The 23,529-nt window shown below is 66.3% G+C and carries 24 protein-coding genes and 1 pseudogene; 14 read left to right on the forward strand and 11 right to left on the reverse strand.

The window, feature by feature from the left end; all coding sequences use genetic code 11:
• Window positions 1-132 precede the first annotated feature (132 nt).
• The 11 genes from rpsP (at window position 133) to HMPREF9710_RS18690 (ending at window position 9,739) form a co-directional block, all read left to right on the forward strand.
• Window positions 133-381, forward strand: a complete 249-nt coding sequence (gene rpsP, locus HMPREF9710_RS27295) for a 30S ribosomal protein S16 (protein ID WP_005668882.1) — start codon at window positions 133-135, stop codon at window positions 379-381.
• Between the two features lie 42 nt (window positions 382-423).
• Window positions 424-954 (forward strand): ribosome maturation factor RimM, encoded by a 531-nt coding sequence (gene rimM, locus HMPREF9710_RS18645; protein WP_005668883.1) that lies wholly within the window; start codon window positions 424-426, stop codon window positions 952-954.
• Between the two features lie 27 nt (window positions 955-981).
• The gene (gene trmD / locus HMPREF9710_RS18650; RefSeq protein ID WP_005668885.1) at window positions 982-1,743 is read left to right on the forward strand and encodes a tRNA (guanosine(37)-N1)-methyltransferase TrmD; all 762 of its coding nucleotides are present in this window, start codon (window positions 982-984) and stop codon (window positions 1,741-1,743) included.
• A 116-nt stretch (window positions 1,744-1,859) separates the two neighbouring features.
• Complete coding sequence (rplS, locus tag HMPREF9710_RS18655) at window positions 1,860-2,246, forward strand: 50S ribosomal protein L19 (protein WP_005668886.1); 387 nt, start codon at window positions 1,860-1,862, stop codon at window positions 2,244-2,246.
• Between the two features lie 34 nt (window positions 2,247-2,280).
• Entirely contained in the window at window positions 2,281-2,991 is a 711-nt protein-coding gene (locus HMPREF9710_RS18660) for a CoA pyrophosphatase (RefSeq protein ID WP_005668888.1), read from the forward strand.
• Between the two features lie 91 nt (window positions 2,992-3,082).
• The gene (locus tag HMPREF9710_RS18665; protein WP_005668890.1) at window positions 3,083-4,042 is read left to right on the forward strand and encodes a CobD/CbiB family protein; all 960 of its coding nucleotides are present in this window, start codon (window positions 3,083-3,085) and stop codon (window positions 4,040-4,042) included.
• A 131-nt stretch (window positions 4,043-4,173) separates the two neighbouring features.
• Window positions 4,174-4,527, forward strand: coding sequence for a DUF3579 domain-containing protein (locus HMPREF9710_RS18670; RefSeq protein WP_005668891.1), 354 nt, complete (start codon window positions 4,174-4,176; stop codon window positions 4,525-4,527).
• Between the two features lie 96 nt (window positions 4,528-4,623).
• Window positions 4,624-5,073, forward strand: coding sequence for a CBS domain-containing protein (locus HMPREF9710_RS18675; protein WP_005668893.1), 450 nt, complete (start codon window positions 4,624-4,626; stop codon window positions 5,071-5,073).
• A 118-nt stretch (window positions 5,074-5,191) separates the two neighbouring features.
• On the forward strand, window positions 5,192-7,987 hold the full coding sequence (locus HMPREF9710_RS18680; protein ID WP_157225640.1) for a M16 family metallopeptidase: 2,796 nt from the start codon (window positions 5,192-5,194) through the stop codon (window positions 7,985-7,987).
• 103 nt (window positions 7,988-8,090) lie between these two features.
• Window positions 8,091-8,882, forward strand: a complete 792-nt coding sequence (locus HMPREF9710_RS18685) for an SDR family oxidoreductase (RefSeq protein WP_005668896.1) — start codon at window positions 8,091-8,093, stop codon at window positions 8,880-8,882.
• Window positions 8,883-9,046: 164 nt separating this feature from the next.
• Window positions 9,047-9,739, forward strand: a complete 693-nt coding sequence (locus HMPREF9710_RS18690) for a choice-of-anchor E domain-containing protein (RefSeq protein ID WP_005668898.1) — start codon at window positions 9,047-9,049, stop codon at window positions 9,737-9,739.
• Between the two features lie 88 nt (window positions 9,740-9,827).
• On the opposite strand, the gene HMPREF9710_RS18695 is transcribed toward HMPREF9710_RS18690, so the two are convergent.
• From HMPREF9710_RS18695 to HMPREF9710_RS18740, 11 genes are all read right to left on the reverse strand, one after another.
• Window positions 9,828-10,436: a PH domain-containing protein gene (locus tag HMPREF9710_RS18695; protein ID WP_005668899.1), complete on the reverse strand. Its 609-nt coding sequence runs from the start codon at window positions 10,434-10,436 to the stop codon at window positions 9,828-9,830.
• 44 nt (window positions 10,437-10,480) lie between these two features.
• The gene (locus HMPREF9710_RS18700) at window positions 10,481-11,239 is read right to left on the reverse strand and encodes a GntR family transcriptional regulator (protein ID WP_005668900.1); all 759 of its coding nucleotides are present in this window, start codon (window positions 11,237-11,239) and stop codon (window positions 10,481-10,483) included.
• A 51-nt stretch (window positions 11,240-11,290) separates the two neighbouring features.
• On the reverse strand, window positions 11,291-11,650 hold the full coding sequence (locus tag HMPREF9710_RS18705; protein WP_005668902.1) for a DUF2752 domain-containing protein: 360 nt from the start codon (window positions 11,648-11,650) through the stop codon (window positions 11,291-11,293).
• Window positions 11,647-11,814: a hypothetical protein gene (locus tag HMPREF9710_RS28275; RefSeq protein WP_005668903.1), complete on the reverse strand. Its 168-nt coding sequence runs from the start codon at window positions 11,812-11,814 to the stop codon at window positions 11,647-11,649. Before HMPREF9710_RS28275 ends, HMPREF9710_RS18705 begins: the two co-directional genes overlap by 4 nt.
• Window positions 11,815-11,922: 108 nt before the next feature.
• A complete protein-coding gene (locus HMPREF9710_RS18710) occupies window positions 11,923-12,996 on the reverse strand; it encodes a flavodoxin family protein (protein WP_005668904.1) in 1,074 nt (357 codons plus the stop codon).
• Between the two features lie 183 nt (window positions 12,997-13,179).
• Window positions 13,180-14,451, reverse strand: coding sequence for a tetratricopeptide repeat protein (locus tag HMPREF9710_RS18715; RefSeq protein ID WP_005668906.1), 1,272 nt, complete (start codon window positions 14,449-14,451; stop codon window positions 13,180-13,182).
• 228 nt (window positions 14,452-14,679) lie between these two features.
• A complete protein-coding gene (locus tag HMPREF9710_RS18720) occupies window positions 14,680-16,176 on the reverse strand; it encodes a glycoside hydrolase family 3 protein (RefSeq protein WP_005668907.1) in 1,497 nt (498 codons plus the stop codon).
• Window positions 16,177-16,186: 10 nt separating this feature from the next.
• A complete protein-coding gene (locus HMPREF9710_RS18725) occupies window positions 16,187-17,197 on the reverse strand; it encodes an SIS domain-containing protein (RefSeq protein ID WP_040777458.1) in 1,011 nt (336 codons plus the stop codon).
• A 41-nt stretch (window positions 17,198-17,238) separates the two neighbouring features.
• Window positions 17,239-18,336, reverse strand: a complete 1,098-nt coding sequence (gene nagA / locus HMPREF9710_RS18730) for an N-acetylglucosamine-6-phosphate deacetylase (protein ID WP_005668910.1) — start codon at window positions 18,334-18,336, stop codon at window positions 17,239-17,241.
• The gene (locus HMPREF9710_RS18735; protein WP_005668911.1) at window positions 18,333-19,211 is read right to left on the reverse strand and encodes a glucosamine kinase nucleotide-binding domain-containing protein; all 879 of its coding nucleotides are present in this window, start codon (window positions 19,209-19,211) and stop codon (window positions 18,333-18,335) included. Before HMPREF9710_RS18735 ends, nagA begins: the two co-directional genes overlap by 4 nt.
• Window positions 19,212-19,526: 315 nt before the next feature.
• Window positions 19,527-20,876: a GIN domain-containing protein gene (locus tag HMPREF9710_RS18740; RefSeq protein WP_005668913.1), complete on the reverse strand. Its 1,350-nt coding sequence runs from the start codon at window positions 20,874-20,876 to the stop codon at window positions 19,527-19,529.
• Between the two features lie 199 nt (window positions 20,877-21,075).
• Here HMPREF9710_RS18740 and HMPREF9710_RS18745 point away from each other — a divergent pair, with 199 nt between their 5' ends.
• The 3 genes and pseudogenes from HMPREF9710_RS18745 to HMPREF9710_RS28280 all read left to right on the forward strand — a co-directional run.
• Window positions 21,076-21,573 (forward strand): hypothetical protein, encoded by a 498-nt coding sequence (locus HMPREF9710_RS18745; protein WP_005668915.1) that lies wholly within the window; start codon window positions 21,076-21,078, stop codon window positions 21,571-21,573.
• 30 nt (window positions 21,574-21,603) lie between these two features.
• Window positions 21,604-23,232 (forward strand): AAA family ATPase, encoded by a 1,629-nt coding sequence (locus HMPREF9710_RS18750; RefSeq protein WP_005668918.1) that lies wholly within the window; start codon window positions 21,604-21,606, stop codon window positions 23,230-23,232.
• 1 nt (window position 23,233) lies between these two features.
• Window positions 23,234-23,529: pseudogene (locus HMPREF9710_RS28280) on the forward strand (general secretion pathway protein GspB); the annotation flags it as partial.

Consider the following 23,529-nt stretch of genomic DNA (forward strand, 5'->3'; position numbering starts at 1 on the left):
GTGAAAAATCAGCGATAATGGTTGATTCTGCTGGGACTGCGCGCCCTGTTGTCATTAACGCTTGCTGCTGTTCGGTGTCGCGCGCTATAATCGTCGACTTTCTCCGTCCAGAACAACTTTTTCGGAAATATTATGGTCGTTATTCGTTTGGCTCGTGGTGGCGCTAAAAAGCGTCCGTTCTTCAACATCGTTGCAACCGATTCGCGTAACCGTCGCGATGGCCGTTTCATCGAGCGCATCGGCTTCTACAACCCGATGGCTTCGGGCGCCGAAGTCGGCCTGCGTATCGCTGCTGACCGTCTGGCTCACTGGCAAGGCGTTGGCGCACAACTGTCGCCGACCGTCGCTCGTCTGGTCGCCCAGAACAAGCCAGCTGCTTAATTTATCAAGCAACACGTAGTGAGCGATTCAGCAGCAAGCCCGGTGGCCGTCCCCGATGACCTGACCCAGGTCGGGCACATCTCCGGGGCGTATGGCATCGTGGGCGGCATCCGTGTCACCCCGTATTCGCAAGACGCCGATGCGCTGCTGAACGTGAAGACCTGGTGGCTCGACAAGCCGACCCTGCACGCCGTCACCGTACGGAGTGCAAAGCTGCATGGTGGCGACGTCGTCGCGACCCTGGTCGGCATGCGCGACCGCAATGAGGCCGAGGCACTGAAAGGTGCGTCGGTTCAAGTCGCGCGCAGCGAGTTCCCAGCGCTCGAGGAAGACGAGTATTACTGGTCCGACCTGATCGGGCTGGACGTGGTCAACCTGCAGGGCGAAGCCCTGGGCAAGGTGACCGACATGATGCACAACGGCGCGCAATCGATCTTGCGCATCACTCCGGTCGCTGATCCAGCTGCCGAAGGCAAGGCGCAAGAGCGCCTCGTGCCGTTCGTGGACCAGTTCGTCAAGACCGTCAGTCTCGAGCAAAAACTGATTACCCTGGATTGGGGTCTCGATTTTTGAGCCCATCCAATAGAGGAGCACAGCGCGATGCAGTTTGACGTCGTCAGCTTGTTCCCCGAAATGTTCGCCGCATTGACGCAGTCGGGGGTGACCCGGCGCGCTTTCGAGCAGCAACGCTGGGGCCTGACCCTCTGGAATCCGCGCGATTTCACGCAGGACCGCCACCGCACCGTGGACGATCGCCCTTACGGCGGCGGCCCCGGGATGGTGATGATGGCCAAGCCGCTCGAAGCGACCATCAATGCAGCAAAGCAAAGACAAATCGAGCTCGGCCTGCCGAGTCCGCGCGTGGTGTTCATGTCGCCGCAAGGCAAGCCATTGACCCATGAACGCGCGATGGCGCTGAAGGACGAGCCCGGCCTGGTGATCCTGTGCGGCCGCTACGAGGCGGTGGACCAGCGCCTGCTGGACCGCTGTGTCGATGAGGAAATTTCTCTCGGCGACTTCGTGCTGTCGGGCGGAGAATTGCCGGCCATGGCCTTGATGGATGCGGTGGTGCGCCTGATTCCCGGCGTGCTGGGCGACGATGCCTCGGCGGTCGAAGACAGCTTCGTCAACGGCCTGCTCGATTCGCCGCATTACACGCGGCCGGAAGTGTACGAAGACGTGCCAGTGCCGCCGGTCCTGATGGGCGGCAACCATGCCGAGATCGTCAAGTGGCGCCGCCAGCGCATGCTGGAAGCGACCGCGACCAAGCGGCCCGATCTGCTAGACAAGGCGCGCGCCGCCGGCCAGTTGAGCAAGGCCGATGAACAGTTTTTGGCGGGTTTGGAAAAACCTGCTGATTAAAAGAATATGCGCGGCAGTATGGCGCATGCAATCACGGGCATGTTGCCCGTGGTTCAACCCCATCCTCTACTGGGCGAAGGTAGTGCCAGCAAGATGGTTTTTGGAGTCATAAAAAAATGAATCTGATTCAACAACTCGAGCAAGAAGAAATCGCGCGCCTCGGCCGTGATATCCCTGATTTCGCACCTGGCGACACCGTTGTCGTCAGCGTCAACGTCGTCGAAGGCAACCGCAAGCGCGCCCAGGCATACGAAGGCGTCGTGATTTCGCGTCGTAACCGCGGCCTGAACTCGAACTTCATCGTTCGCAAGATCTCGTCCGGCGAAGGCGTCGAGCGTACGTTCCAGCTGTACTCGCCGCTGATCGCTTCGATCGAAGTGAAGCGTCGTGGTGACGTCCGTCGTGCGAAGCTGTACTACCTGCGTGAGCGTTCGGGCAAATCGGCGCGTATCAAAGAAAAACTGCCACAGCGTCGCGTCAAGACCGCCGCTGCTGCTGAGTAATAGCATTCGTGCTCAGAAAAAGGCATCCGCAAGGATGCCTTTTTCTATTCCGGCGGAGTATTGCAAAGGATTCAGTTTGGCCAAACTCATTTTCGATCCGACCCAGTTGCCGGTTGCCGGCCTTGCCGGTGAAGCGCCGGTTGCGCCCGCGCGCCTGATCCCGGCCGCGCTGCGCGCACGCTTTGCGCAAACCCTGCCGTGGGAAGAGGAGGTGTCGGACGAGGGCCGCGGCATGACGGGCGCCACGCTGCGCCGTGCAGCCGTGCTGGTGCCGCTGGTAGCGCGCCCCGAGGGTGTGACCGTGCTGCTGACGCTGCGGACCGACCATTTGTCCAGCCATGCCGGCCAGATCAGTTTTCCCGGCGGCCGCGCCGAAGAACTCGATTCGTCCCCGATCGAGACGGCGCTGCGCGAAACCGAGGAAGAGGTCGGCCTGCACCGCCGTCATATCGAGATCATCGGCGTACTGCCCGACTACACCACCGTGAGCGCCTATCGCGTGACGCCGGTGGTAGCCCTGGTCCAGCCGCCATTCGAGCTGCAGCCCGATCCGGGCGAAGTGGCCGAAGCGTTCGAAGTGCCGCTCAGCTTCCTGATGGATGGCCTGAACCACCAGCGCCGGGTAGTCGAGTTGCCGCAAGGGGCCGGCAGGCGCGCTTTTTACACGATGCCGTACGAGCAATATTTCATCTGGGGCGCCACGGCGGCCATGCTGCGCAACCTCTTCCATTTTCTGCGCGCGTAACGCTTTATCGCAGGTCCGGATTTGATTCTGGCTGGCTTCTCCGTTATCGTAACGGGGCAGTCGTATTGCCATAACAAAAAAGGGTTCCTGAATGACATTCTTTTCCATCCTGTGCGCACTGCTCATCGAGCAACTGAAACCGCTGCGCGCCGATAACCAGGTGTATGGCGGCGTCAAGTCGCTCGCCGTGCGCATCGAGACCTGGTTCAATGCAGGCGAGCAAAAGAATGGGCGCATGGGCTGGATCCTGATGATGACCGCGCTGATGCTGCCGACCTGGCTCGTCTACTGGTTCTTCATGCACTACAACCTGGTATTCCTGGCCTTCGCCTGGAATGTCCTGATCGTCTACCTGACCCTCGGTTTCCGTCACTACAGCCATTACTTCACCTCCATCCAGTTCGCGCTCAATGCAGGGGATGACGCCAGGGCGCGTACCCTCCTGGCCGAATGGACGCGGCTGGACACCGTCGGGATGGACAGCACCGAGATCACCCGCATCGCGGTCGAAAAGGCCTTGATCACAACCCATCGCAACGTGTTCGGGGTGTTCTTCTGGTTCTTGATGCCGCTGGGGCCGGCGGGCGCCGTGATGTACCGCGTGTCGGAATACCTGTCGCGCGCCTGGAACGAGCCCGACCACATGCGCAACGAAGCCTTCGGCCAGTTCGCCGCCAGGGCCTTTTACTGGATCGACTGGGTGCCGGTGCGCCTGACGGCGGTGGCCTTTGCCGTGGTCGGTAATTTCGAGGATGCCGTCTATGCCTGGCGCAATTTCGCCAACCGCTGGGCCGACGAGGCGCGCGGCATCATCCTGTCGGCCGGCGGCGGCGCGATGGGTGTGCGCCTCGGCACGCCGAACGAAAATGCGCCACAATTGCTGCCAGCGGACGCCGCCACGGTGGACTTGAGCGAAAGCGACGTCGACGTGCTGCCGGGCGAGGAGCCGAACGTGCGCGCGCTGCAGAGCACGGTTGGCCTGGTGTGGCGCGCCCTGATCTTGTGGATGATCCTGCTGCTGCTGACCTCGAGCGTGGCCTGGCTGCGCTGAGTGTGGCGCGCCGGGCCTCGTCCTCAAGTCTTCTATAAGATATAATACTGCCTGAGCCGAGCAAAGCCGTATTGCACCGAGCCGAATTTGCTCTCATCCACGCAGTATTTTCTGTCTGAGCCCGTAGGACTATGACCGACCAAGCGCCCCCCAAGGATGATGAACTGTCTGGCGAGTTTTTCATCCTGGGCATCACGAACAAAGGCAAGACGTTCCGCCCGAGCGACTGGGCCGAGCGCCTGTGCGGCGTCATGTCCTGCTATTGCCCCGGCGCCGGCGGCCCCAATGCCCACCTGAAGTTTTCGCCCTACGTTTACCCGACCGTGGTCAACGGCACCAAGGCCGTCGTGGTCAACCGCACCCTGCAAAAGATCGAACCGATGGCCTACCACTTCGTGGTCAATTTCGCCAAAGACAACGATATGCAAGTCGTCGACGCCTGTTTCGTGCCCTTGCCGGGCGAAAAGAAACCAGGCGCGGCCTGACCGTCGCTGCAAGCCTGCCACCACTGGCGCTTTGATCGAAATCAAAGCGCCAGTTTTGTTTCGGCCTAGCCTCAAGCGACAACGGGGGAGGGCACCATGCGCATCGGCGAAATCTGTACCACTGACACCATTTGCTGCACGCGCGACGAGACCGTGCAGGGCGCCGCCATGCTGATGCGGCGCCACCACGTCGGCGACCTGGTCGTGATCGATACCGACGGCGGCGGCAACGTCCCGCTCGGCATCCTGACCGACCGCGACATCGTGCTGGCCGTGATCGCCCCCGGCCTCGATCCGGCCAGCCTGCTGGCCGGCGACATCATGAGCGACGACCTGCTCACCGCCGGCGAGTCCGACGATGTCTACGAGACCATCGAGCACATGCGCCTGCGCGGCATCCGCCGGGTGCCCGTGGTGGACGCCCAGGGCAACCTGAGCGGCATCGTCAGCGCCGACGACCTGCTCGAATTCCTGGCCGAAGAAATGAGCGAGCTGTCGCGCATCGGCTCCTGGCAGCAATCGCACGAGCGCCGCGTGCGTCAATAGCTGCCTATCGGCAAGTCTTGTCAACTGGGTGGCTGGTTAGGCCACAGGAAAGACGTCCGTCTGCTACCATCGTGCGGCAGGCGGGACGGCTGGCGTCCCGCCGAGTCAACGGGACACCATGGATTCGAGATTTCAGTTGCGCGGGATGGCCGCGCATGTAGCAGCGGGCTGCCTGGCCCTGGTCATGATCGCGCCGGCGACCGCCGCCGCCCCTGCAACCCCGGCCGCCGGCAAGTCCGCCGCCGGCGCAACGCTCCCCAAGGGCGTGACCCTCGGCCCCTCGGTCGAAGGCATCACCGAATACCGCCTGGCGAATGGCTTGAAAGTGCTGTTGTTCCCGGACGCCTCGCGTCCCACCGTGACCGTGAACGTCACTTACCTGGTCGGTTCGCGCCACGAGAACTATGGCGAGACCGGCATGGCCCACCTGCTCGAGCACCTGCTGTTCAAGGGCGCGAAGAACAACCGCGACATCACCAGGCAGTTCTCCGAGCGCGGCATGCAGTTCAACGGCACCACCTCGCTCGACCGCACCAATTACTACGAGGTGTTCCAGGCCTCCCAGGAAAACCTGGACTGGGCCTTGCAGATGGAGGCCGATCGCATGGTCAATTCCTTCGTATCAAGCAAGGATCTCGCGTCCGAGATGACCGTGGTGCGCAACGAGTACGAAGCCGGCGAGAACGAGCCCGGCAACGTGCTGTTCAAGCGCATGCAGAGCGTCGCCTACGACTGGCACAGCTATGGCCGCTCGACCATCGGCAACCGCAGCGACATCGAGAACGTGCGCATCGAGAACCTGCAGAATTTCTATCGCACCTATTACCAGCCCGACAATGCGGTGCTGCTGGTGGCCGGCCAGTTCGACCAGCACGCAACTTTAGCGAAGATCAACCGCCTGTTCGGCGCGATCCCGAAACCGAAGCGCAGCCTGCCGGCCTTCTGGACGGTGGAGCCGACCCAGGACGGCGAGCGCAGCTTCGCCGTGCGGCGCCAGGGCGATATGCAGTTCGTGGCCGTCGGCTACAAGATCCCGTCCGACCTGCATCCCGAAGCCGAGGCGCTCGGCTTCGCCTCCGAGATCATGGGCGACGCGCCGAACGGGCGCCTGCACAAGCTGCTGGTCGAGACCGGCAAGGCCAGCCAGGTGTTCAGCTTCGGCCAGACCGGCTACGCGCCGGGCCTGCAATTCTTCGGCGCCGTGGTCAAGCTGGGCGAGCCGATCGAGCCGGTGCGCGAGGCGCTGGTCCAGGCGGTCGAGGAACTCGCCAGCAAGCCGCCCACCACCGAGGAACTGGAACGGGTGCGCCGCTCCTGGCTGAACACGATCGAACGCAGCCTGAACAATCCGCAGGCGGTGGGCGTGGCCCTGTCCGAACCGATCGCCCTGGGCGACTGGCGCATGTATTTCGTGGGCCGCGAGCGCGTGCAGAAGATGACGGCCGAACAGGTCGCCGCCAGCGCCGGGCGCTATTACCTGCGCAGCAACCGCACGGTCGGCACGTTCATCCCCGAAGAAGCGGCGAAGCGCGCCGAACTGCCGCCGGCGCCCACGGTGCTTGATGCCATGAAGGACTTCAAGCCGGCCGTCTCGACCCTGGTGGCGGAGAATTTCGATCCGAGCCAGCACAACATCATGAAGCGCACCACCTTGACGACCGCCGGCGGCGTCAAGCTGGCCCTGCTGCCGAAAAAGAACCGCGGCGAAACCGTGACGGTCGACCTGCGCCAGCACTTCGGCGACGAGAAAAGCCTGTTCGGCAAGGGCACGACCCAGGCCCTGACGAACCTGATGCTGACGCGCGGCACCACCCGCTACACGCGCGCCGAACTGGCCGACGCCTTCGACAAGCTCAAGATCGCCGGCGGTCCGACCCATTTCCAGACCACGCGCGAACACCTGCCTGAAGCGCTCAAGCTCATGGCCCACGTGCTCAAGGAGCCGGCTTTCCCTGAATCCGAGTTCGAGCAATTGCGCCAGCAACTCGTGGTTGGCATCGAAGCGGGCCGCAACGAGCCGCAAAGCGCCGCCGTGCGCGCGCTCAGCCAGCATTTCAACCGCTATCCGCGCGGCGACATCCGTTACTCGCCGAGCCTGGAAGAACAGCTCGACGACGCCAGGGCGGCGCGGCGCGAGGACGTCAAGGCCTTCCACGCGCAGTTCTATGGCGCCAATCCGGCCGAGATGGCCATCGTGGGCGACTTCGATCCGAAGGAGATCACGCCGCTGGTCAATACCCTGTTCGGCGCCTGGCGCGCACCCCAACCGCACGCGCCGGTGCTGGTCGCGCATGCCGAGGTGGCCCCGGTGGCGCGCACCCTGAATACCCCGGACAAGGAAAACGGTTTCTATATCGCGCGCCTGAACCTGGACCTGAACATCGACGATGCGGACTATCCGGCCTTGACCTTGGCCAACTACATCTTCGGCGACGGCGGCCTCAAGTCGCGCCTGATGGACCGCATCCGCCAGCGCGATGGCCTGTCGTATGGCGGCGGCTCGGACGTGTCGCCGGGCACCCTGGACCGCGCCGGCAGCTTCACGATCAATGCGATCGCGGCGCCGCAGAACCTGGCCAGGCTCGACGCCGCCGTGCGCGCGGAACTGGCGCGGGCGCTCAAGGATGGCTTCACTGCCGAGGAGCTGGCCGGCGCCAAGTCGGGCCTGATGCAGCAGCGCCTGCAATCGCGCTCCAACGATGGGGCGCTGGCATCCGGCTGGACCTCGTTCCTGTATCGCGGCAAGACCTTCGAGGCATCGGCCGAGCTCGAACGCAAGATGCAGGCGGTGACCCTGCCTCAGCTGAATGCAGCATTCCGCAAGGCGATTGATCCGGGTAAGCTATCGGTATTCATGGCGGGCGACCAGGCCAAGGCAGGCGGCGCGGCGACACCGTCAGTCACTATGCCGTAACTACAACAGTTTCCTGACAAAAACTCTCTGGATTGTGACAATGCACGAAGCCATGCGTTAAAATGTTTCTTTTCAGAAGCAAAAGTTTCATCCAGGGAGCATCATGAAGGCCATCAGCAAGCAGCAGCCGGCGAGCGGTTTCTCGTTCACCGGCAAGGTCGTTTTGGTCACCGGGGCCGCCAGTGGCATCGGTCGCGCCATCGCCCTGGCGTTCGGCCGCGCCGGCGCCTGTGTCGTGGTGGCCGACGTCTCGATCGACGGTGGACACGCCACCGCGGCGATGATCGTCGAAAACGGCGGCAAGGCGCTGTTCGTGCAAAGCAACGTCACCCGTGCCGGCGACGTCGAAGCCCTGGTCGACAAGACCATCAATTACTACGGCCGTCTCGACTTTGCGATCAACAATGCCGCGGTCGAGGAAGAGCGCCAGCCGCTGGCCGACGCCGACGACGAGCAGTTCGACCGCATCATGAACGTCAACGTCAAGGGCGTCTGGCTGTGCATGAAATACCAGTTGCGCCAGATGCTCAAGCAGGGACACGGCGCGATCGTCAACATGGCCGGCATCGCCGGCCTGGTCGGCAGCCCGAACCATGCGATCTATGGCGCCAGCAAGCACGCGGTGGTCGGCCTGACCAGGAGCGCCGCCGCCGAATATGCGCGCGAGGGTATCCGCGTCAATGTGCTGTGCCCGGCCGCGGTCAAGACGCCGATGCTGGCGCGCGCTTTCGAGCGCGATCCGGCGATCGAGAAGAAGCTCAAGGCGGCGCATCCGATGGGGCGTTTCGCCGAGGCGGGCGAGGTGGCGCAGGCCGCCCTGTGGCTGTGCTCGGACATGGCGTCGTATGTGAATGGCCATGAGATGGTGGTCGATGGCGGGTTCACCGCCGTTTGAGCAGTTTTTTCTTGTCGGAAATCTTTACAGTGCGGGGCGTATTGACGCTCCGGGAAAGCTCAAGTCCCTGTTTTTGATCAGGTATTTCCTAGTGGCATAAATTATACTTATTGGTTGCAATCGGGCCGCATGGTCCCGACGCATATCCAACTAGTGAGATCAACTTGAAAAAGACTTTCGCCGCACTGGCGCTCGCAGCCGCCCTGATCCCAGCCGCCAGCGTCCAGGCTGCCACGATCAGCTTCAACGACGCCGCTGCGCTCAAAAAGACCAACTGGACCGATACCCTCAGCTTTGGCAAGTTCGATGCCAGCCTGGGCACCCTCAATGCGATCAGGTTCGACTTGAGCGGCCTGGTCCAGGGCGCCGGCAGGGCCGAGAGCGACGATGAGGAAGCGACCACGGTCAACCTGAGCCTGGGCTCGATCCTGAAACTGTCGCGTCCGGACGGCAGCCTGCTGGTGCTGAGCAATCCCGTATTCAACCATGCCTTCGAGTTCAGCGCGGGCGACGGCGACATCGATTTTGCAGGCACTTCCGGCGGCAGCACCGGCATGGTCACGGCCAACGCGCATGACTTCTTCCTGAGCACCAGCTCCAGCGATTTCGCCCTGTTCTCGGCGCTGGGCGGGGGCCAGATCGATCTGGCGCTGAAAGCGACCGGCGCATCGGGTGCGAACGGCGCGGGTAACCTGGCAACCATTTTCCAGACCTTCGCGTCGGGCAATGTGAATGTGACCTACGACTACACGCCATTTGCGGTCGAAGTGCCGGAACCGGCAAGCCTGGCGACCGTCCTCGCAGGCCTGGACTTGATGGGCGCCATGCGCCGCCGCCGCGCGAGCAAGCCTGCCTGATTGCAGGCGAGGCGGCAGCGCCGCATGAAAAAACCACCATCCCGGCGCACGCCGGCATGGTGGTTTTTTGTTGGCGGCGACCGCTGCGTCAGTTGTGGATGTATTTGGCGAACACGTCGCTGAAATCGCGTTTGGTGTGGGTGTCGAGCATGGCCGTATTCAGCGCTTCCAGCAGTTCGCCGTACTGGCTGACCAGGCTGCCCGCGCCGGGGGCGATATTGAGCTTGTGGACCGAGGCGGTGGCATCCAGCGTGCGCAGCGCATTGTCGCGGCACACGGCATCGCGCCGCTGCTGCTTGCCGATGGTAATCAAGGCCTTGTAGATGTCCTTCAGCTGTTCGATGAAGGATTTTTTAACGTCGATCGAGAACTTCGTGTCATCCACGTTGAACTTCAGCTCGATGTCCATGTCCAGCGTTCCGGCGGTTTCGATGCTGACGTCGGTGATGAGGTTCGACGCATACTCGTAGCGCTTGATCGAACGCTTCGACGACACGGCCGAGTCGCCATCGACATGGATCAGCGCCAGGTTGGTGAAGCAATACTCGTCCTTCTTGCTCTTGATCAGGAAGAAGATCTGCTCACCGTCCTCGGTGAACAGGTAGTCGTCGGCATCGACCTTGCTGTAGTCTTCTGGTCCCACGATGACACCGATATCGCTCAGCCCCAGTGCTTCCGCCGCCATTCTCTTGAACATGATCGTCCTCGCGTGGTGAAAACGACCAGATTACCACTAGTTCATCAGGCTGCGGTCAGCTCGGCAACAAAGTCATACGTATCTCCGCGAAAATACGAGCGGCAGAACTCCACCGCGCGCCCGTCGCGCAGGAAACCGAGCCGTTCCACGCACAGGCCGGCGTCGCCCTCGCGCGCATCGAGCAGGCGCGCCTGTTCGACCCCCAGCAGCAGGGCGGACAGGCGCTGCAGCGCGCGCACCGGGCGGTTGCCGGTGGCCTCGAGCGCTTCGTACATCGAGTCGCCCACCGCGTCGAGCGAGGGCAGGGCGAAGGCGGCGATGGTCGCGTATTCCAGGCACATCGGCGCATCGTCGGCATAGCGCAGGCGGTTGAAGCGGTACACCGGCGTGCCCGGTGAGAGCCGCAGGCGCAGCGCTTCCTCGGGCGTGACCAGGCCTTCCGAACGCTTGAGCCAGCTGCTCCGCGGCACCCGTCCGCGCGCCCGCATGTCTTCCGAGAACGAACTCAGCTTGGCAAAATTCTTTTCGATGCGCATGTTGAGAAAATTGCCGGAGCCGGCGCGCCGCACCAGCAAGCCGTCGTCGACCAGGCTGTCGATCGCCTTGCGCACCGTGATGCGCGAGATCCCCAGTTCCAGCGCCAGCTGGCGCTCGGCGGGCAGGGCGCTCGACGGTCCATAGACGCCGTTGTCGATCGCCTGGCGCAGCGCGCGCTGCAGTTGCTGGTAGAGCGGCAGCTTGCCGGCGCCGGTGGCGAGACTGGCCTTGGCGGCGTCGTGCATCAGTTGGACGAGGGGATTCATTCGGCGGGCATGAAGATGGGACCGCCCATCATACCGCAGGCCGCCCGGCGATCAAGGCAAGGGGTGCACGATGTTCACCAGGATGGACAGCCCAACGAACCAGGCCGCGGCCAGGATTTCATGGCGCCGCGTTGCCAGGCGCACCCCGGTCACGGCCCAGGCGATCAAGGCGCAGGCGACCAGCGGCGTCAGGAAATTCGCCGCGAGCGCCGCGCCCAATTCGCCATGCACGAGCTGGTGCATTCCCTCGGTCATTCCGCTGAAGGCATTCTTGATGCCGAGATGGCGTTCGAGGGGGCCGGGCGACAGGCCGAGCAGGGCTTCGGCGCGTACCAGCGGATTGGCCGGCAGCCAGGCCAGGGCGGCGCTCGCCAGCAGCAGGCCCAGGCGCCCGCCGACCGTCCCGATCATGCGATACGCGGCTTGCGGACGATGAGGTAGATCGGTACCGCGACGATGCAGATCAGAAAGGAAAACAGGCCCCAGCCGATACCGCTCATGCCACGCGCCTTTGCATCCTTGCCGATCAGTACGCCGATGATCGCTGCGATGATGAGTCCGCCAACTGCTTCCATCTGAAGATCCCCTGTAGGTTGTTTCCACAATTCTACTGAGAATCACGTGTGTAAAACTCGCCAATAGTCACGGCATCGGCCGGGGCGCCGCGCGGCTCCCGGGCGCCATCATTTCGGGCGCGGATTCTTCAATGGCTGGCTGACCACGGCGACCCGTCCCGCGCGCACCTCGCGCACGGCGGTGGCCACCGCGCGCGCCACGTTGCGCGTCTCTTCCTGCACCGCGACGTCCTTGTCGAGCGTCTCGTGGCTGTCGGCATACGATTCGTAATAGCCGATGTAGCGGTCGAGCTGGCCGAAGCTGCCCGAGTTGATCAGCCCCATCCACTCGAGCCAATCCGACAGCGAGCGCCGCGTGCCCTCGACGCCGGCCACGTCGCCGTGCACCAGCAGGCCAAAGGCGCGGCCGGCCAGGTGTTTCGGATAATCCCAGCCGTCGCGCTCGATCTGCTTGGCCTCCTCGGCCTTCTTGCCGTGGGTGGAGGAGGGGTCGGGATTGCCGCCGTCGGCGCACACCAGGCGGTCGATCATCAGTTTCAGTACCGCCGGGGTCTGGTACCAGTAGACCGGGGTGACGATGATGACGCCATGGGCCAGCACCCAGCGCTCGTAGATCTCGTTCATCCAGTCGTTCACCTGGCGCTCGCCGTGGTTCGGGTAGCAGCTGCACGGCCAGTGGCACAGCGGCATCGCGGTCGAGACGCAGCCCTTGCAGGGGTGGATGTGGCGGTCGTAGTCCGAATTGAGCAGGCTGAGGTCGAGCACGTCGGCCTCGAAGCCTTCGTTGATGAGGACCTCTTTCGCCATCTGCGTCAGGCGCCAGCTTTTCGACATCTCGCCGGGACAGGTGCCGTCGTTGCGGGCCGAGGCGTTGATGAGCAGGACGCGGTTGCGCGAGTCGGGATTCTTCTGGTGCCGCTCGGCGCCGATCAGGCGGTCGCGCGCCTCCTTCCACTCGACCGACAGGTCGTAGCCGGGATCATGGAATCCGGGTCCGGCCTTGACCGTGTGCGGGGCCTTGCGGCCGTTCTGGTACGCATCCCAGGCCACGTCCTCGATCGCCGCCAGCTCGCGGTCGAGCGCTTCGTAGCCAGGGTCCTGGAACGCCCTGCGAAAGCGCAGGTGGAATTCGTCGCGTCCCAGCTTGGCGGGCGCCTGGCCCTTGCGTACCGTCGTCGTCATGCTGCCTCCGATGCAAATAAGGCAATTATCGGACGGGCTCGGGCGGCCTTAATGTACGGGCGCGCACCTTGGGCCGGTAAAACCGCCGGCCGGCAGCGGGACAGGATGACCCGCGCATACGAAAAAAGCGGGCCGGGCAGCGAGCCCGGCCCGCTTTCGCGGGTGCAACGTGAAGCGCAGCGATTACTTCTGGTTCAGGTGAACGATCCAGTATTTCGCCAGGTCGCCCGCGCCGCCGCCGCCCTTGACGGTTTCGAAGGTCTGGATGGCTTCGGCTTTCTTGCCGGCCAGCGCCTGCGCCATGCCCAGGCGCAGCTTGGCTTCTTCAGGGTTCTTCAGGCCGCCCTTGGCGATGCCTTGCTGGATGAAACCGACACCCTTGTCGCCCTGGTCCATGGTGGCGTAAGCCCAGCCCAGGTTGACCAGGCCGGCGCCGGTCTTGGCCTTGGCGGCCGAGGCTTCGCCGGCGGCGATGCTCTTGGCGTCGTCGGCCGCGCCCTTGGTCGCCTTGTCGCGCAGGGCGGCGTGGGCCTTGGCGTTCGAGCCCTGGCCCAGCACGCCGGCGGCGTAGCCGGCGTCCATGGCTTTCTTGGCTTCGCTCGGGAAGCCGTCGCGCAGCGCCAGTTCGGCCAGGTCGACGTATTCTTCCGGCGCCATCTTCTTGACGGTGGCCGCTTCCAGGCGGTACACGTTGATCATATTGGTCTGCGCATCGAAGCCGGACTTGCGCGCCACGCCGCGGTTCAGGACGTCGGTCCAGAAGTCGTCGTTCGGGTAGTGGGCGACCAGTTTTTCCAGTGCGGTCAGGTAGCCCGCGTCGTCCTTGACCTTGTTGGCCGACGAGGCCAGCAGGCGCAGGTCTTCCTCGCTCGGCTTCTGGCCGGCTTTCTCGGTCGCTTCGATCGCCGGCAGCAGGGCCGCCTTGGCGCTGGCGAAGTCGCCGCCCAGGTAATGGGCGCGGATCAGGGAAGGCGTGACTTTTTCAGGGGTCGCGCTTTCTTTCTGATAGCGCTTGAACCACTCGATCGCCTTCGTGTAGTCCTTGGCGTTGTAGTGCATATTGCCCAGGGCCAGGATGAAGTCGGCCTGTTCCTGGCCTTGCAGGCGGCCGGAATTGATCACGGCTTCGAGCGCCGGCATGGCGATGGCGTTGTTGTTGGTCGCCGAGCCCAGCGACAGCTTCATGCGGTTGACGACGTAGTCTTCGTACGGGGTGCGGTTCGGGAAGGCTTCGGCCTGCTGCACGCGGTTCTGCACTTCGGCGTAATTCTTTGCGTCCATCAGCGGCTTGATCGCGGCCGGGTCGAGCAGCTTGAACAGCTCTGGACGGACGGTGTCCTTCGGCGCTTCGGCGGCAGGCTTCTCTTGCGCGTGGACGGCGGTGGTCAGGGCCGGGGCCGAGAGGCCGACGGCGGCCAGCATCAGGCAGAGGCGGGCAAGACGGAGTTGGGACATTGTGTATCCTTCTATCTAGACAAAAATTCGACGAAACGCGCTTTCGCTACGCTTTTTCTGCACGCATTTTTACAACTATAGCAAAAATGCCAATCTCGGACAAAACGTGCATTGTCCCATAAATCAGCCATTTTCTGGCCGGCCAATTGTGCCGCAGAGCTTGCGCGCGCGCCCAGCGTCGTTACATCGCGTTACCTCGTCGTTGGCGCCGCAGTTGTCGCCGTCTTGTCATCCGCGCTCGAAACCCGGCACCGGGCAGATCCCCGGCGCGTCGATCTCGCCGCCCAGCCAGGCCACGGCCGCCTCCAGGGCGGGCGGGGCGAAGCCATAGCTCATCAGGGCCGGGGCCGGGAAGTCCAGCGCCTGGTAAGGGTTCCACAGGGCCAGGTGCAGGTCGGGGCGCCAGCCGGCGCGCGCGTTCGGGCCATAGCGGCGGCGCGAGGTCGAGGCCAGGATCGTGAAGCGCCCGTCCTGCGGCAGCGCCGACCAGTCGAAGCTTTCGCTGTCGGCGAAGGTGACGAGTTCGACGTCGTACAGGGTCCCCAGCGCCTCGGCGATGCGGGCCGCCGGCACGCCGGCTTCCGAGATACCATCGCTGACCACGTCGGCGCGCGCGACCAGGCGCACGCGGCTGCCGCGCGCGGGCCGTTGCGGCTGGCCGAGTGCGGTCAGGCCGGCGCGCCAGGCGCGCGCCATCAGCGCGCGGTCGTCCTGTTCGCGGACGTAGGCGATGGCGCGCGCGGGATGCGCCTCCGCCAGTTTCCCAAGGCGCGCCAGTTTCGCCTCGACCTCAAGCAGCGGCAACACGCCGTCGCGGATCGCCTGAGCGATCGCGTGCACGGTCTCGACCTGGGTCTCGCGCGCGCCGATCGCCATCACCATGTCGGCGCCCGCCACCAGCGCGTTGACGGCGGCCTGGCCGGCGCTGTAGCGGTGCGCGATCGCATGCATGTCCATGCCGTCGGTGATGATCACGCCCTCATAGCCGAATTCCTCGCGCAGCACGCCGGTGAGGATGGCGCGCGACATCGTGGCCGGATTGACCGGGTCCAGGGCCGGGTAGACGATGTGCGCCGTCATGACCGCCGGCGCCGGGGTTGCCGCCTGGGCCGCGATGCGAAACGGCGCGAACTCGAAGCGTTCCAGCTCCGCGCGCGGCTTGTCCACGCGCGGCAGGTCGCGGTGCGAATCGACGTGGGTGTCGCCGTGGCCGGGGAAGTGCTTGACGCAGCAGGCCACGCCTTCGCTCTCGCTGCCTTCCATCCAGGCCAGGGCAAGACCAGTTGCAAGCAATGGATCGGCGCCGAACGAGCGCTCGGCGATGACGGGGTTGTGCGGGTTGTTGTTCAGGTCCAGCACCGGCGCGAAGTTCCAGTTGAAACCCAGCGCGCGCACCGCGCGCGCCACCGCCGCGCCGACCTCGCGCGCCAGCTGCGGATCGTTGGCGGCGCCCAGCGCCATCGCGCTCGGCGGCGCCGGCACCCAGGTCGAGCGCACCACGGCGCCGCCTTCCTGGTCGAGGGCGACCAGGGCGCGCGGACCCATGGCGTCGACCAGGGCGCCGGTGAATCGGGTCAGTTGAAAGGCGTCCACCATGTTCTGGCGGAACAGGCACACGCCGCCGATCTTGTGGCTGCGCAGGAAGGCGTCGGTGTCGGCATCGAGCTCGGTGCCGAACAGGCGCACCATCATCAATTGGCCGGCGAGGTCGAGATAATCAGTCATGGGGAGGGCGTCAGTTGGTCTTGGTGACCTTGCTCAGGTGGCGCGGCTGGTCCGGATTCATGCCGCGCGCGGCGGCCAGCTTCGCCGCCATCGTATAAAAGGCCTGCACCGCCGCGATCGGGTCGAGGTCGGGGATGGCGGCGGTGGGCAAGGTCAGGTCGCGGCTGGCGACGTCGGCGGGCGCGGCCAGCAGCACGCGCGCGCCGCGCCCGCGCATCTCGTCGGCCAGGGCCACCAGGCCGGCCTGGGTCGGGCCGCGGGTGGCGTAGACCAGCAGCGGGTAGCCTTCCTCGATCAGGGCCATCGGGCCGTGCTTGATCTCGGCGCCCGAGAACGCCTCGGCCTGCAGCGCCGAGGTTTCCTTGAACTTGAGCGAGGATTCGAGCGCCAGCGGGAAGCTGATGCCGCGGCCCACCACCATGATGTTGCGGGCCGGCGCCAGCACCTCGATCGCGGCCGACCAGTCCACTTCGGTGGCGGCGCGCAGCGCGTCGGGCAGGGCGTCGATGCCGTCCTTGAGCTCCTTGCTGTCTTGCCAGTCGGCGACCAGGCGCGCGCCGGCCACCAGGCTGGCGATGAAGCTCTTGGTCGCGGCCACGCTTTTTTCGGGGCCGGCATGCAGCGGCATGGTCCATTCGGCGGCGTCGGCGAGCGGCGATGCGGGATCGTTGACCAGGGCCACGGTAGTGGCGCCGCCGTCGCGGAAATAACGGATCGGCTCGACCACGTCCGGGCTCTGGCCCGATTGCGAGATCGCCACCGCCAGCGTGTCGCGCGCGACGATCGGCGATTTGTACAGGGTGATGAGCGACATCGGCAGCGAGGTCACCAGGCGGCCCATGCGCGCCATGATCAGGTAGGCCAGGTAGCTGGACGCGTGGTCCGAACTGCCGCGCGCCACCGTCACCGCGCTGTGCAGCTGCGTGGCGCGCAGCGTCGCCCCCAGCCCCGCGTAGCGCTCCACGTCCTGGGTCAGCTGGTGGGCGATGCAGTCGGCGGCCGACAAGGCCTCCTGCAGCATGAGCGACGGGGGCTGGGCGACTGCGGAAGCGGCGGCGGTGGTCACAGGACTTCTCCTTCGATATGGACGGCTTTGATGTTCAGGTCGCGGTCGAGGACCACGAAGTCGGCATGGCAGCCCGGCGCCAGGCGGCCGCGCAGGGTTTCGCCGAGGTAGTCGGCGGCGTTGAGGGAGACGCGGCGGCTGGCGTCTTCGATCGACAGCCCGATCTTGACCAGGTTGCGCAGCGCCTGGTCCATGGTGAGCGTGCTGCCGGCCAGGGTGCCGTCGGCCAGGCGCACGCCGCCCATGCATTTATGGACCACCTGGCGGCCCAGCATGTATTCGCCGTCGGGCATGCCGGCGGCGGCGGTCGAATCGGTCACGCAGAACAGCTTGGGGATGCAGCGCAGCGCGGTCCTGATCGCGCCCGGATGCACGTGCAGCAGGTCGGGGATGATCTCGGCGTACTCGGCATGCGCCAGCGCGGCGCCGACCATGCCGGGATCGCGGTGGTGCAGGCCGGGCATGGCGTTGAACAGGTGGGTGAAGCCCGCCGCGCCGTGTGCGAGGGCGGCCACGCCCACCTCATAGTCGCCGTTGGTGTGGCCGACCTGGACCCGGATGCCGGCGTCGGCCAGTTGCCGGACGAGGTCCATGTGGCCGTCGATCTCGGGCGCCACCGTGATCAGCTTCATCGGCGCCTGGGCGTCGAAGCGCTTCACTTCATCGAGGCTGGCTTCGCGCGCGAACGGCGGCTGGGCGCCCAGCTTGCCCGAATTGATGTACGGGCCTTCCAGGTGCACGCCCAGGATGCGCGCTTCTCCCTTGCCGCGCGCGGCGCAGGCGCGGCCGATGGCGGAGAGGGCGCGGTCGATGTCCTCGATCGGCGCGGTCATGGTGGTGGCCAGCAGGCTGGTGGTGCCGTGCTTCGCGTGCAGCGCCGCGATCACGTGCGGGGCGTCGCCGCCTTCCATCATGTCGCGTCCGGCGCCGCCGTGCACGTGCACGTCGATGAAGCCGGGCAGGATGTAGTCGTCGCCATTGGCGCCCGGATCGGCCGGGCTGCCTTCGATGGCGTCGACGTGGGCGCCGTAGCGCAGCGTGCCGTGGATCCAGCCGTCTGGAGTGAGGATATTGCCTTTGATGGTAGCGCTCATGCCTGGGAGTCCTTCAGGTGCAGTTCGATCATGCGCAGCGCGCCCAGGGCGGAGTCGCCATGGGGCGGACTGCAGCGCGCCAGCATCTCGGCCGGCAGGTACAGGCGCAGGGTGTCGCCCAGGCCCCCGCACAGCGACAGCGGCAGGTCGCCCGAAGGATCGAGCGCATGCGCCATCCTGGCCACTTCGCGGCCTGCCTGCTCCAGAATGGCGCCGGCGACCGGGTCGAGCGCGCCATGGGTCACCACGAAGCGCGCCAGGCTCGCGTAATCGGTCTGGGTGGCCTTGCCGAGCCAGACCTGGATCGCGTCGCGCCCGCCGCCGCAGGCGGCAATGACGTCGCGCGCCAGCGCGCCGCCTTCGGCGCGGCCGTCGAGCACCTGCTGGACGTGGGCGATCGCGCGCAGGCCCATCCAGGCGCCGCCGGCTTCATCGCCGGAAGGAAAGCCCCAGCCGCCGACCTCGACCCGCGCGCCGTCCGCCCGCAGCGCTTCGCCCACGCTGCCGGTGCCGATCGCGACGATGGCGCCGGGGCGGCCTCCATGGGCGCCCATCAGGGTCGAGAAAGCGTCGGTGTCGAGCGTCAGCGCGGCATAGCCCGGATTGGCGGCGCGAAAAGCGGCCGCCCATTCCTTGTTGTGCACGCCGGCCAGGCCCAGGCCGATGGCGCACGACTGGCGCGGAATCGCGTCGATGCCGATCGCGGCAAACGCCTTGGCGGCGGCATCGTCGACCGCGCGCCATGCATTGTCGATGCCGTGGACAAGACCGGAAGCGCCGCTGCGGCCGGTGGCCAGTTCGGCGCCGTCGCGCCCGGCCAGGCGCACGCGGGTATTGGTGCCGCCGCCGTCGACGCCGATGAGATAGTCGATCATGTGGTAGGTGGGAGAAATAGGGTCAGGGCACTATAGGCAGGCCCTATCTGGATGTCAACAGGTATTTAACTGGTATTCTCCGCTGCAGACCAAAATCCGGGACTGGCTTACGCTCATGCTGCCGAGCAGTCTGGCGACGGAAGTGAAAATTGGTATCGTTATTGGTATTGTCCGGGCGTCGGCGTGGACGGCGGAACCGCGGGAGTGGTCGCGGGCGGGGAAAGGATGGTGGAAGAAAGGATCGCCGAGACCATACCGCAGGTCCCGGCGCAAGGTCGAAACGGCGCGCCGCGGCCGGCGGCCGCGGTGTGTGGCCTACTGCGGCGCGTGGCTGCTGCCGCGCCGGTCGACGACCAGCAGCTGGCCGCTGGCGCCCGCCGGCGCGCCGCCCGCGCGTTCGGCCACCTGGACCCGCGCCGTGCCGGGGCCGCTGACCGCGATGTCGGCGCGGCCGGCCCTGAGGCGATTTCCGTCCAGGCCGCCGGAGCCGCTCAGGCGCGCATGGACCATCTCGACCTGGCCGCTGATCCGGGCGTCGCCCGGACCGCCCGAGGTCAGGAGCAGGCGCTTGCCCTGGATCTCCGACGTCAGGCCGCCCGAGCCGCGCAGTTCGGCCTCCAGCGTGTCCGAGACCCGGGCCAGTTCGATGCCGCCCGGGCCGCGCGCCTTGAGCGTGGCTTTCCCGACCGCGAGGCCGCCGGCGTCGATATTGCCCGAGCCCGACAGCTGCGCCTTGAACTCGCCCACCGTGCCGGCCAGCCGCGCGTCGCCCGGACCGTGCAGGCGCAGGGTGGCCGCCTGCGCCCGCAGGCCGAGCGCGGTCAGGTTGCCCGAGCCGCCGATCTCGGCGTCGAGCTGGGCGATGGCGCCGCCCAGGCAGACGTCGCCGGGGCCGCTCTGCGATGTGCTGGCGCGGCCGGCGGCCAGGTCGCAGGCGTCGAACGAGCCCGAGCCGGTCACTTCGGCGCGCACCTCGCCGCTGGCGCCGCGCAGCACCATGTCGCCGGGACCGGACAGGCGCGCTTCCAGGCGCGCCAGGCGCAGGCCGTCCGCCTCGAGGTCGCCCGAGCCGCTGATGTTGGCGTGCAGGGAGCCGTCGATATTGGCCAGCCGCACGTCGCCGGGACCGGACATCGTCAGCGCCACATTGCTGGCCCGCAGCCGCTGCAGCTGGGCGTCGCCGCTGCCGCTCACGGTCAGCGCCAGGTCGCGCACCGCGCCGGAGACTTCCAGGTCGCCCGGGCCATTGAGGTCGAGCGCGAAACGCTCGCCGCTCACCTGGCCCAGCGTGGTGTCGCCGCTGCCCGACATGGACAGGCTTTTCAAGGCCGGCGCGCCGATGTGGATGACGACGGTCTCGCGCCGCGCGCCGAAGCCGAAGCGGAACGTCCTGCTCTCTTTGGGGCGCACCACCAGGGTGTCGCCGCGCACGAAGGTCTCGATCTCGTCCAGCTGCCGGCGTTCGCCGCGCAGGCTCAGGCCGGCCCGGCCCGTGGTGTCGATGGCGACCTCGTACGGGCCGCTCAGCTCGATGGCGCTGAAGGCGGCGACGCTGCGCTGTTCAGAGACCGCGCTGGCGGGCGTACCGGCCTGGCTGCCCTCGATCGATAGGAAGGCGGCGCCGAGGGCGGCGGCCAGCAGGGTGGTTTTTTGTACGAGGTGCATATTGTTCCTGGCCCGGAGTCGATGGAGACTGAACGATACGCCGGCTGCGCATGCGGGGCATGAGGAAACCGACGGAACGGTGGATTCGGGGGCTCGGCTGCGCCTGCAGGCGACGAACCGTGCGCCGTTTGCGACAATCCGCGGCACCCGCCACGGCGTGCAATGTCATAATGTCGAGATCGTCGAAAAAAGGATGTCCATGATTCGCCACCCAGGGCTGCAGGGCAAGACCCGCTCCATGCTGCGCGCCTTGCCGCTGCTGGCAGGGCTCGCTTGCTGCGGCGCCATGGCGGCGCCGTCGACCTTCGGCCCGGTGATCGGCAGCGCGCTGCTGTGCCGCAGCCAGCTGGACAATGCCTACTTCCACGCTTACCTGACCCAGGCCTTCGGCCCGGCCTACAAGCGCGAGGGCGGGGCGTACTGGTTCAAGACCGAGGCTTCGCTGTGGGGCGCCCAGGTGAGCGAAGTGATGGTCAGCGACGATACCAGCAACCTGGTGTTCGTGGCCGCCGTCGTCGACAGCACGCCCGAGGAGCTCGAGAAATCGGTGCGCGCCGGCGCCGGCGTCGCCTTCAAGCCGGTGGACGCCTCGCGCTACCCTTTGCGCAAGTCCAACCCGGGCAGCACGATCGCCTACGCCAGGGACAAAAGCAAAATATACTGCGCGAAGTTCAAGCCGCAGCCTCCGGGCCGCTAGCCACGCACGCAATATCGTACGGTCCAACGCATGTACAACCATTATTTCCAGCTGAAGCACGCCCCGTTCTCGATCGCGCCCGACCCGCGCTACCTGTTCATGAGCGAGCGGCACCGCGAGGCGCTGGCCCACCTGCTGTACGGCATCGGCAGCGGCGGCGGCTTCGTCCTGCTCACGGGCGAGATCGGCGCCGGCAAGACCACCGTGTGCCGCTGCTTCATCGAGCAGGTTCCCGATAACTGCCGCTTGGCCTATATCTTCAATCCGCGCCTGAACGCCGAAGAGCTGTTGCAGACGATTTGCGACGAGCTGCACATCGCGCTGCCGTCCGGGGTGAGCGGCGTCAAATCCTATGTCGATGCGATCAACCGCTATCTGCTCGAATCGCATGCCCAGGGCCTGAACAATGTGCTCGTGATCGACGAGGCCCAGAACCTGTCGAGCGAGGTGCTCGAGCAGTTGCGCCTGCTGACCAATCTCGAGACCAGCGAGCGCAAGCTGCTGCAGATCATCCTGATCGGCCAGCCCGAGCTGCGCACCATGCTGGCGCGGCCGGAGCTGGAGCAGCTGGCGCAGCGCGTGATCGCGCGCTACCACCTGGGGCCGCTGTCCGAGCAGGAAACCGGGGCCTATATCGCGCACCGGCTGGCGGTGTCCGGGGCGGCCGGGATGCCGTTTCCGGCGAGCCTGACGCCTGTGGTGCACCGCCTGACGCATGGCGTGCCGCGCCGGATCAACCTGCTGTGCGACCGCGCGCTGCTGGGCGCCTATGTCGAAAACAGCCCGCAAGTCACGCGCGCCATTTTGCTGAAATCGGCCGAGGAAGTGTTTGCCGGTGAGCCGGCGGCACGCAAGCCGCTGCGCTGGCCGCTGCTGGCGGGCGGGGCGCTGGCCGGGGTGGCGATCAGCGCCGCGGCCTGGCAGATGCTGCCGCATCAGCAGCAGGCGCAGCCGGCCAGCGCACAGGCGGCGCCGGCCGTCGTGACACAGGTGGCGGCCAGGCCGTCGCCGGCGTCGATCCAGGCCGCGCCCGTGGCGGGCGCCGATTTCGCGGCCGGCAAGAGCGAGAACGATGCGCTGCGCGCGCTGGCGGCCCTGTGGGGGCCGTCGTTCGCCGGCATTGCCGGATCCAGCCCGAAGGCGACCTGCGAGGCGGCCCAGCGCGCCAACCTGCGTTGCCACCAGGGCCGCGGCGGCCTGTACGAACTGCGCCTGCTGGACCGTCCGGCCGTGCTCACCCTGCACGACGGCCCGCGCACCGGGTATGCGGTGCTGGTTGGGATGGACCAGGACAGCGTGCTGCTCGCGGTGGACGGGCGCCGCCAGCGGGTCGCGATTCCCGCCTTCGTCGCGCGCTTCGGCGGCGAGTTCACGACCTTCTGGCGCATGCCGGGCGCGTTTCGCGACGTCGTGGGGCAGGGCGACCGTGGTCCCGACGTCGACTGGATCGCCCAGCGCCTGGCCGGCCTGAACAAGACGACCGCGCCGGCGCTCGACCAGCCTCTGGCGGCGCGTACCCAGGAATGGCTGCGCGCCTTCCAGGCGGCCCAGGACCTGAAGGCGGACGGCGTGGCCGGGCCGCGCACCTATATGCGCCTCAACCAGCTGTCCGGCGTGGCCGAGCCGCGCCTGATGGCCGGTCCGGTGACGGGAAACTGATATGTCGTACATCCTCGAAGCACTCAAGAAGGCCCAGGCCGAACGCCAGCTGGGCAACGCCCCGACCATCCATGCGCCGCCGCCGATGTACGCGGCCCCGGATCGCGCCCGGGACGGGAACCGGCGCCATCTCATCATCGGCCTCGGCCTGGGCGTGCTGGTGGCGGCGGCCGCCTTGCTGTGGGTGCGTCACACGGGCGAACAGCCGGTGCGGCTGGCGGCGGCGCCGGTGTCTGCGCCGGCCTCCGCACCTGCGCCTGCTCCCGCTCCCGCTCCCGCGGCGGCTGCCGCGCCGCC

It is taken from the genome of Massilia timonae CCUG 45783 (assembly GCF_000315425.1).
Classification (GTDB): Bacteria; Pseudomonadota; Gammaproteobacteria; order Burkholderiales; family Burkholderiaceae_D; genus Telluria; species Telluria timonae.

What these genes read in the sequence shown, in the direction of transcription:
- HMPREF9710_RS18665 (WP_005668890.1), top strand. Translation starts at nt 3,083, where the DNA reads ATGACATTCTTTTCCATCCTGTGCGCACTGCTCATCGAGCAACTGAAA.
- HMPREF9710_RS18680 (WP_157225640.1), top strand. Translation starts at nt 5,192, where the DNA reads ATGGATTCGAGATTTCAGTTGCGCGGGATGGCCGCGCATGTAGCAGCG.
- HMPREF9710_RS18675 (WP_005668893.1), top strand. Translation starts at nt 4,624, where the DNA reads ATGCGCATCGGCGAAATCTGTACCACTGACACCATTTGCTGCACGCGC.
- HMPREF9710_RS18720 (WP_005668907.1), bottom strand. Translation starts at nt 16,176, where the DNA reads ATGACTGATTATCTCGACCTCGCCGGCCAATTGATGATGGTGCGCCTG.
- HMPREF9710_RS18660 (WP_005668888.1), top strand. Translation starts at nt 2,281, where the DNA reads ATGCCTTTTTCTATTCCGGCGGAGTATTGCAAAGGATTCAGTTTGGCC.
- rplS (WP_005668886.1), top strand. Translation starts at nt 1,860, where the DNA reads ATGAATCTGATTCAACAACTCGAGCAAGAAGAAATCGCGCGCCTCGGC.
- HMPREF9710_RS18725 (WP_040777458.1), bottom strand. Translation starts at nt 17,197, where the DNA reads ATGCTGCAGGAGGCCTTGTCGGCCGCCGACTGCATCGCCCACCAGCTG.
- HMPREF9710_RS18735 (WP_005668911.1), bottom strand. Translation starts at nt 19,211, where the DNA reads ATGATCGACTATCTCATCGGCGTCGACGGCGGCGGCACCAATACCCGC.
- trmD (WP_005668885.1), top strand. Translation starts at nt 982, where the DNA reads ATGCAGTTTGACGTCGTCAGCTTGTTCCCCGAAATGTTCGCCGCATTG.
- HMPREF9710_RS18715 (WP_005668906.1), bottom strand. Translation starts at nt 14,451, where the DNA reads ATGTCCCAACTCCGTCTTGCCCGCCTCTGCCTGATGCTGGCCGCCGTC.
- HMPREF9710_RS18670 (WP_005668891.1), top strand. Translation starts at nt 4,174, where the DNA reads ATGACCGACCAAGCGCCCCCCAAGGATGATGAACTGTCTGGCGAGTTT.
- HMPREF9710_RS18685 (WP_005668896.1), top strand. Translation starts at nt 8,091, where the DNA reads ATGAAGGCCATCAGCAAGCAGCAGCCGGCGAGCGGTTTCTCGTTCACC.
- HMPREF9710_RS18710 (WP_005668904.1), bottom strand. Translation starts at nt 12,996, where the DNA reads ATGACGACGACGGTACGCAAGGGCCAGGCGCCCGCCAAGCTGGGACGC.
- HMPREF9710_RS18705 (WP_005668902.1), bottom strand. Translation starts at nt 11,650, where the DNA reads ATGATCGGGACGGTCGGCGGGCGCCTGGGCCTGCTGCTGGCGAGCGCC.
- HMPREF9710_RS28275 (WP_005668903.1), bottom strand. Translation starts at nt 11,814, where the DNA reads ATGGAAGCAGTTGGCGGACTCATCATCGCAGCGATCATCGGCGTACTG.
- HMPREF9710_RS18745 (WP_005668915.1), top strand. Translation starts at nt 21,076, where the DNA reads ATGATTCGCCACCCAGGGCTGCAGGGCAAGACCCGCTCCATGCTGCGC.
- HMPREF9710_RS18740 (WP_005668913.1), bottom strand. Translation starts at nt 20,876, where the DNA reads ATGCACCTCGTACAAAAAACCACCCTGCTGGCCGCCGCCCTCGGCGCC.
- HMPREF9710_RS18700 (WP_005668900.1), bottom strand. Translation starts at nt 11,239, where the DNA reads ATGAATCCCCTCGTCCAACTGATGCACGACGCCGCCAAGGCCAGTCTC.
- HMPREF9710_RS18695 (WP_005668899.1), bottom strand. Translation starts at nt 10,436, where the DNA reads ATGTTCAAGAGAATGGCGGCGGAAGCACTGGGGCTGAGCGATATCGGT.
- nagA (WP_005668910.1), bottom strand. Translation starts at nt 18,336, where the DNA reads ATGAGCGCTACCATCAAAGGCAATATCCTCACTCCAGACGGCTGGATC.
- HMPREF9710_RS18750 (WP_005668918.1), top strand. Translation starts at nt 21,604, where the DNA reads ATGTACAACCATTATTTCCAGCTGAAGCACGCCCCGTTCTCGATCGCG.
- rpsP (WP_005668882.1), top strand. Translation starts at nt 133, where the DNA reads ATGGTCGTTATTCGTTTGGCTCGTGGTGGCGCTAAAAAGCGTCCGTTC.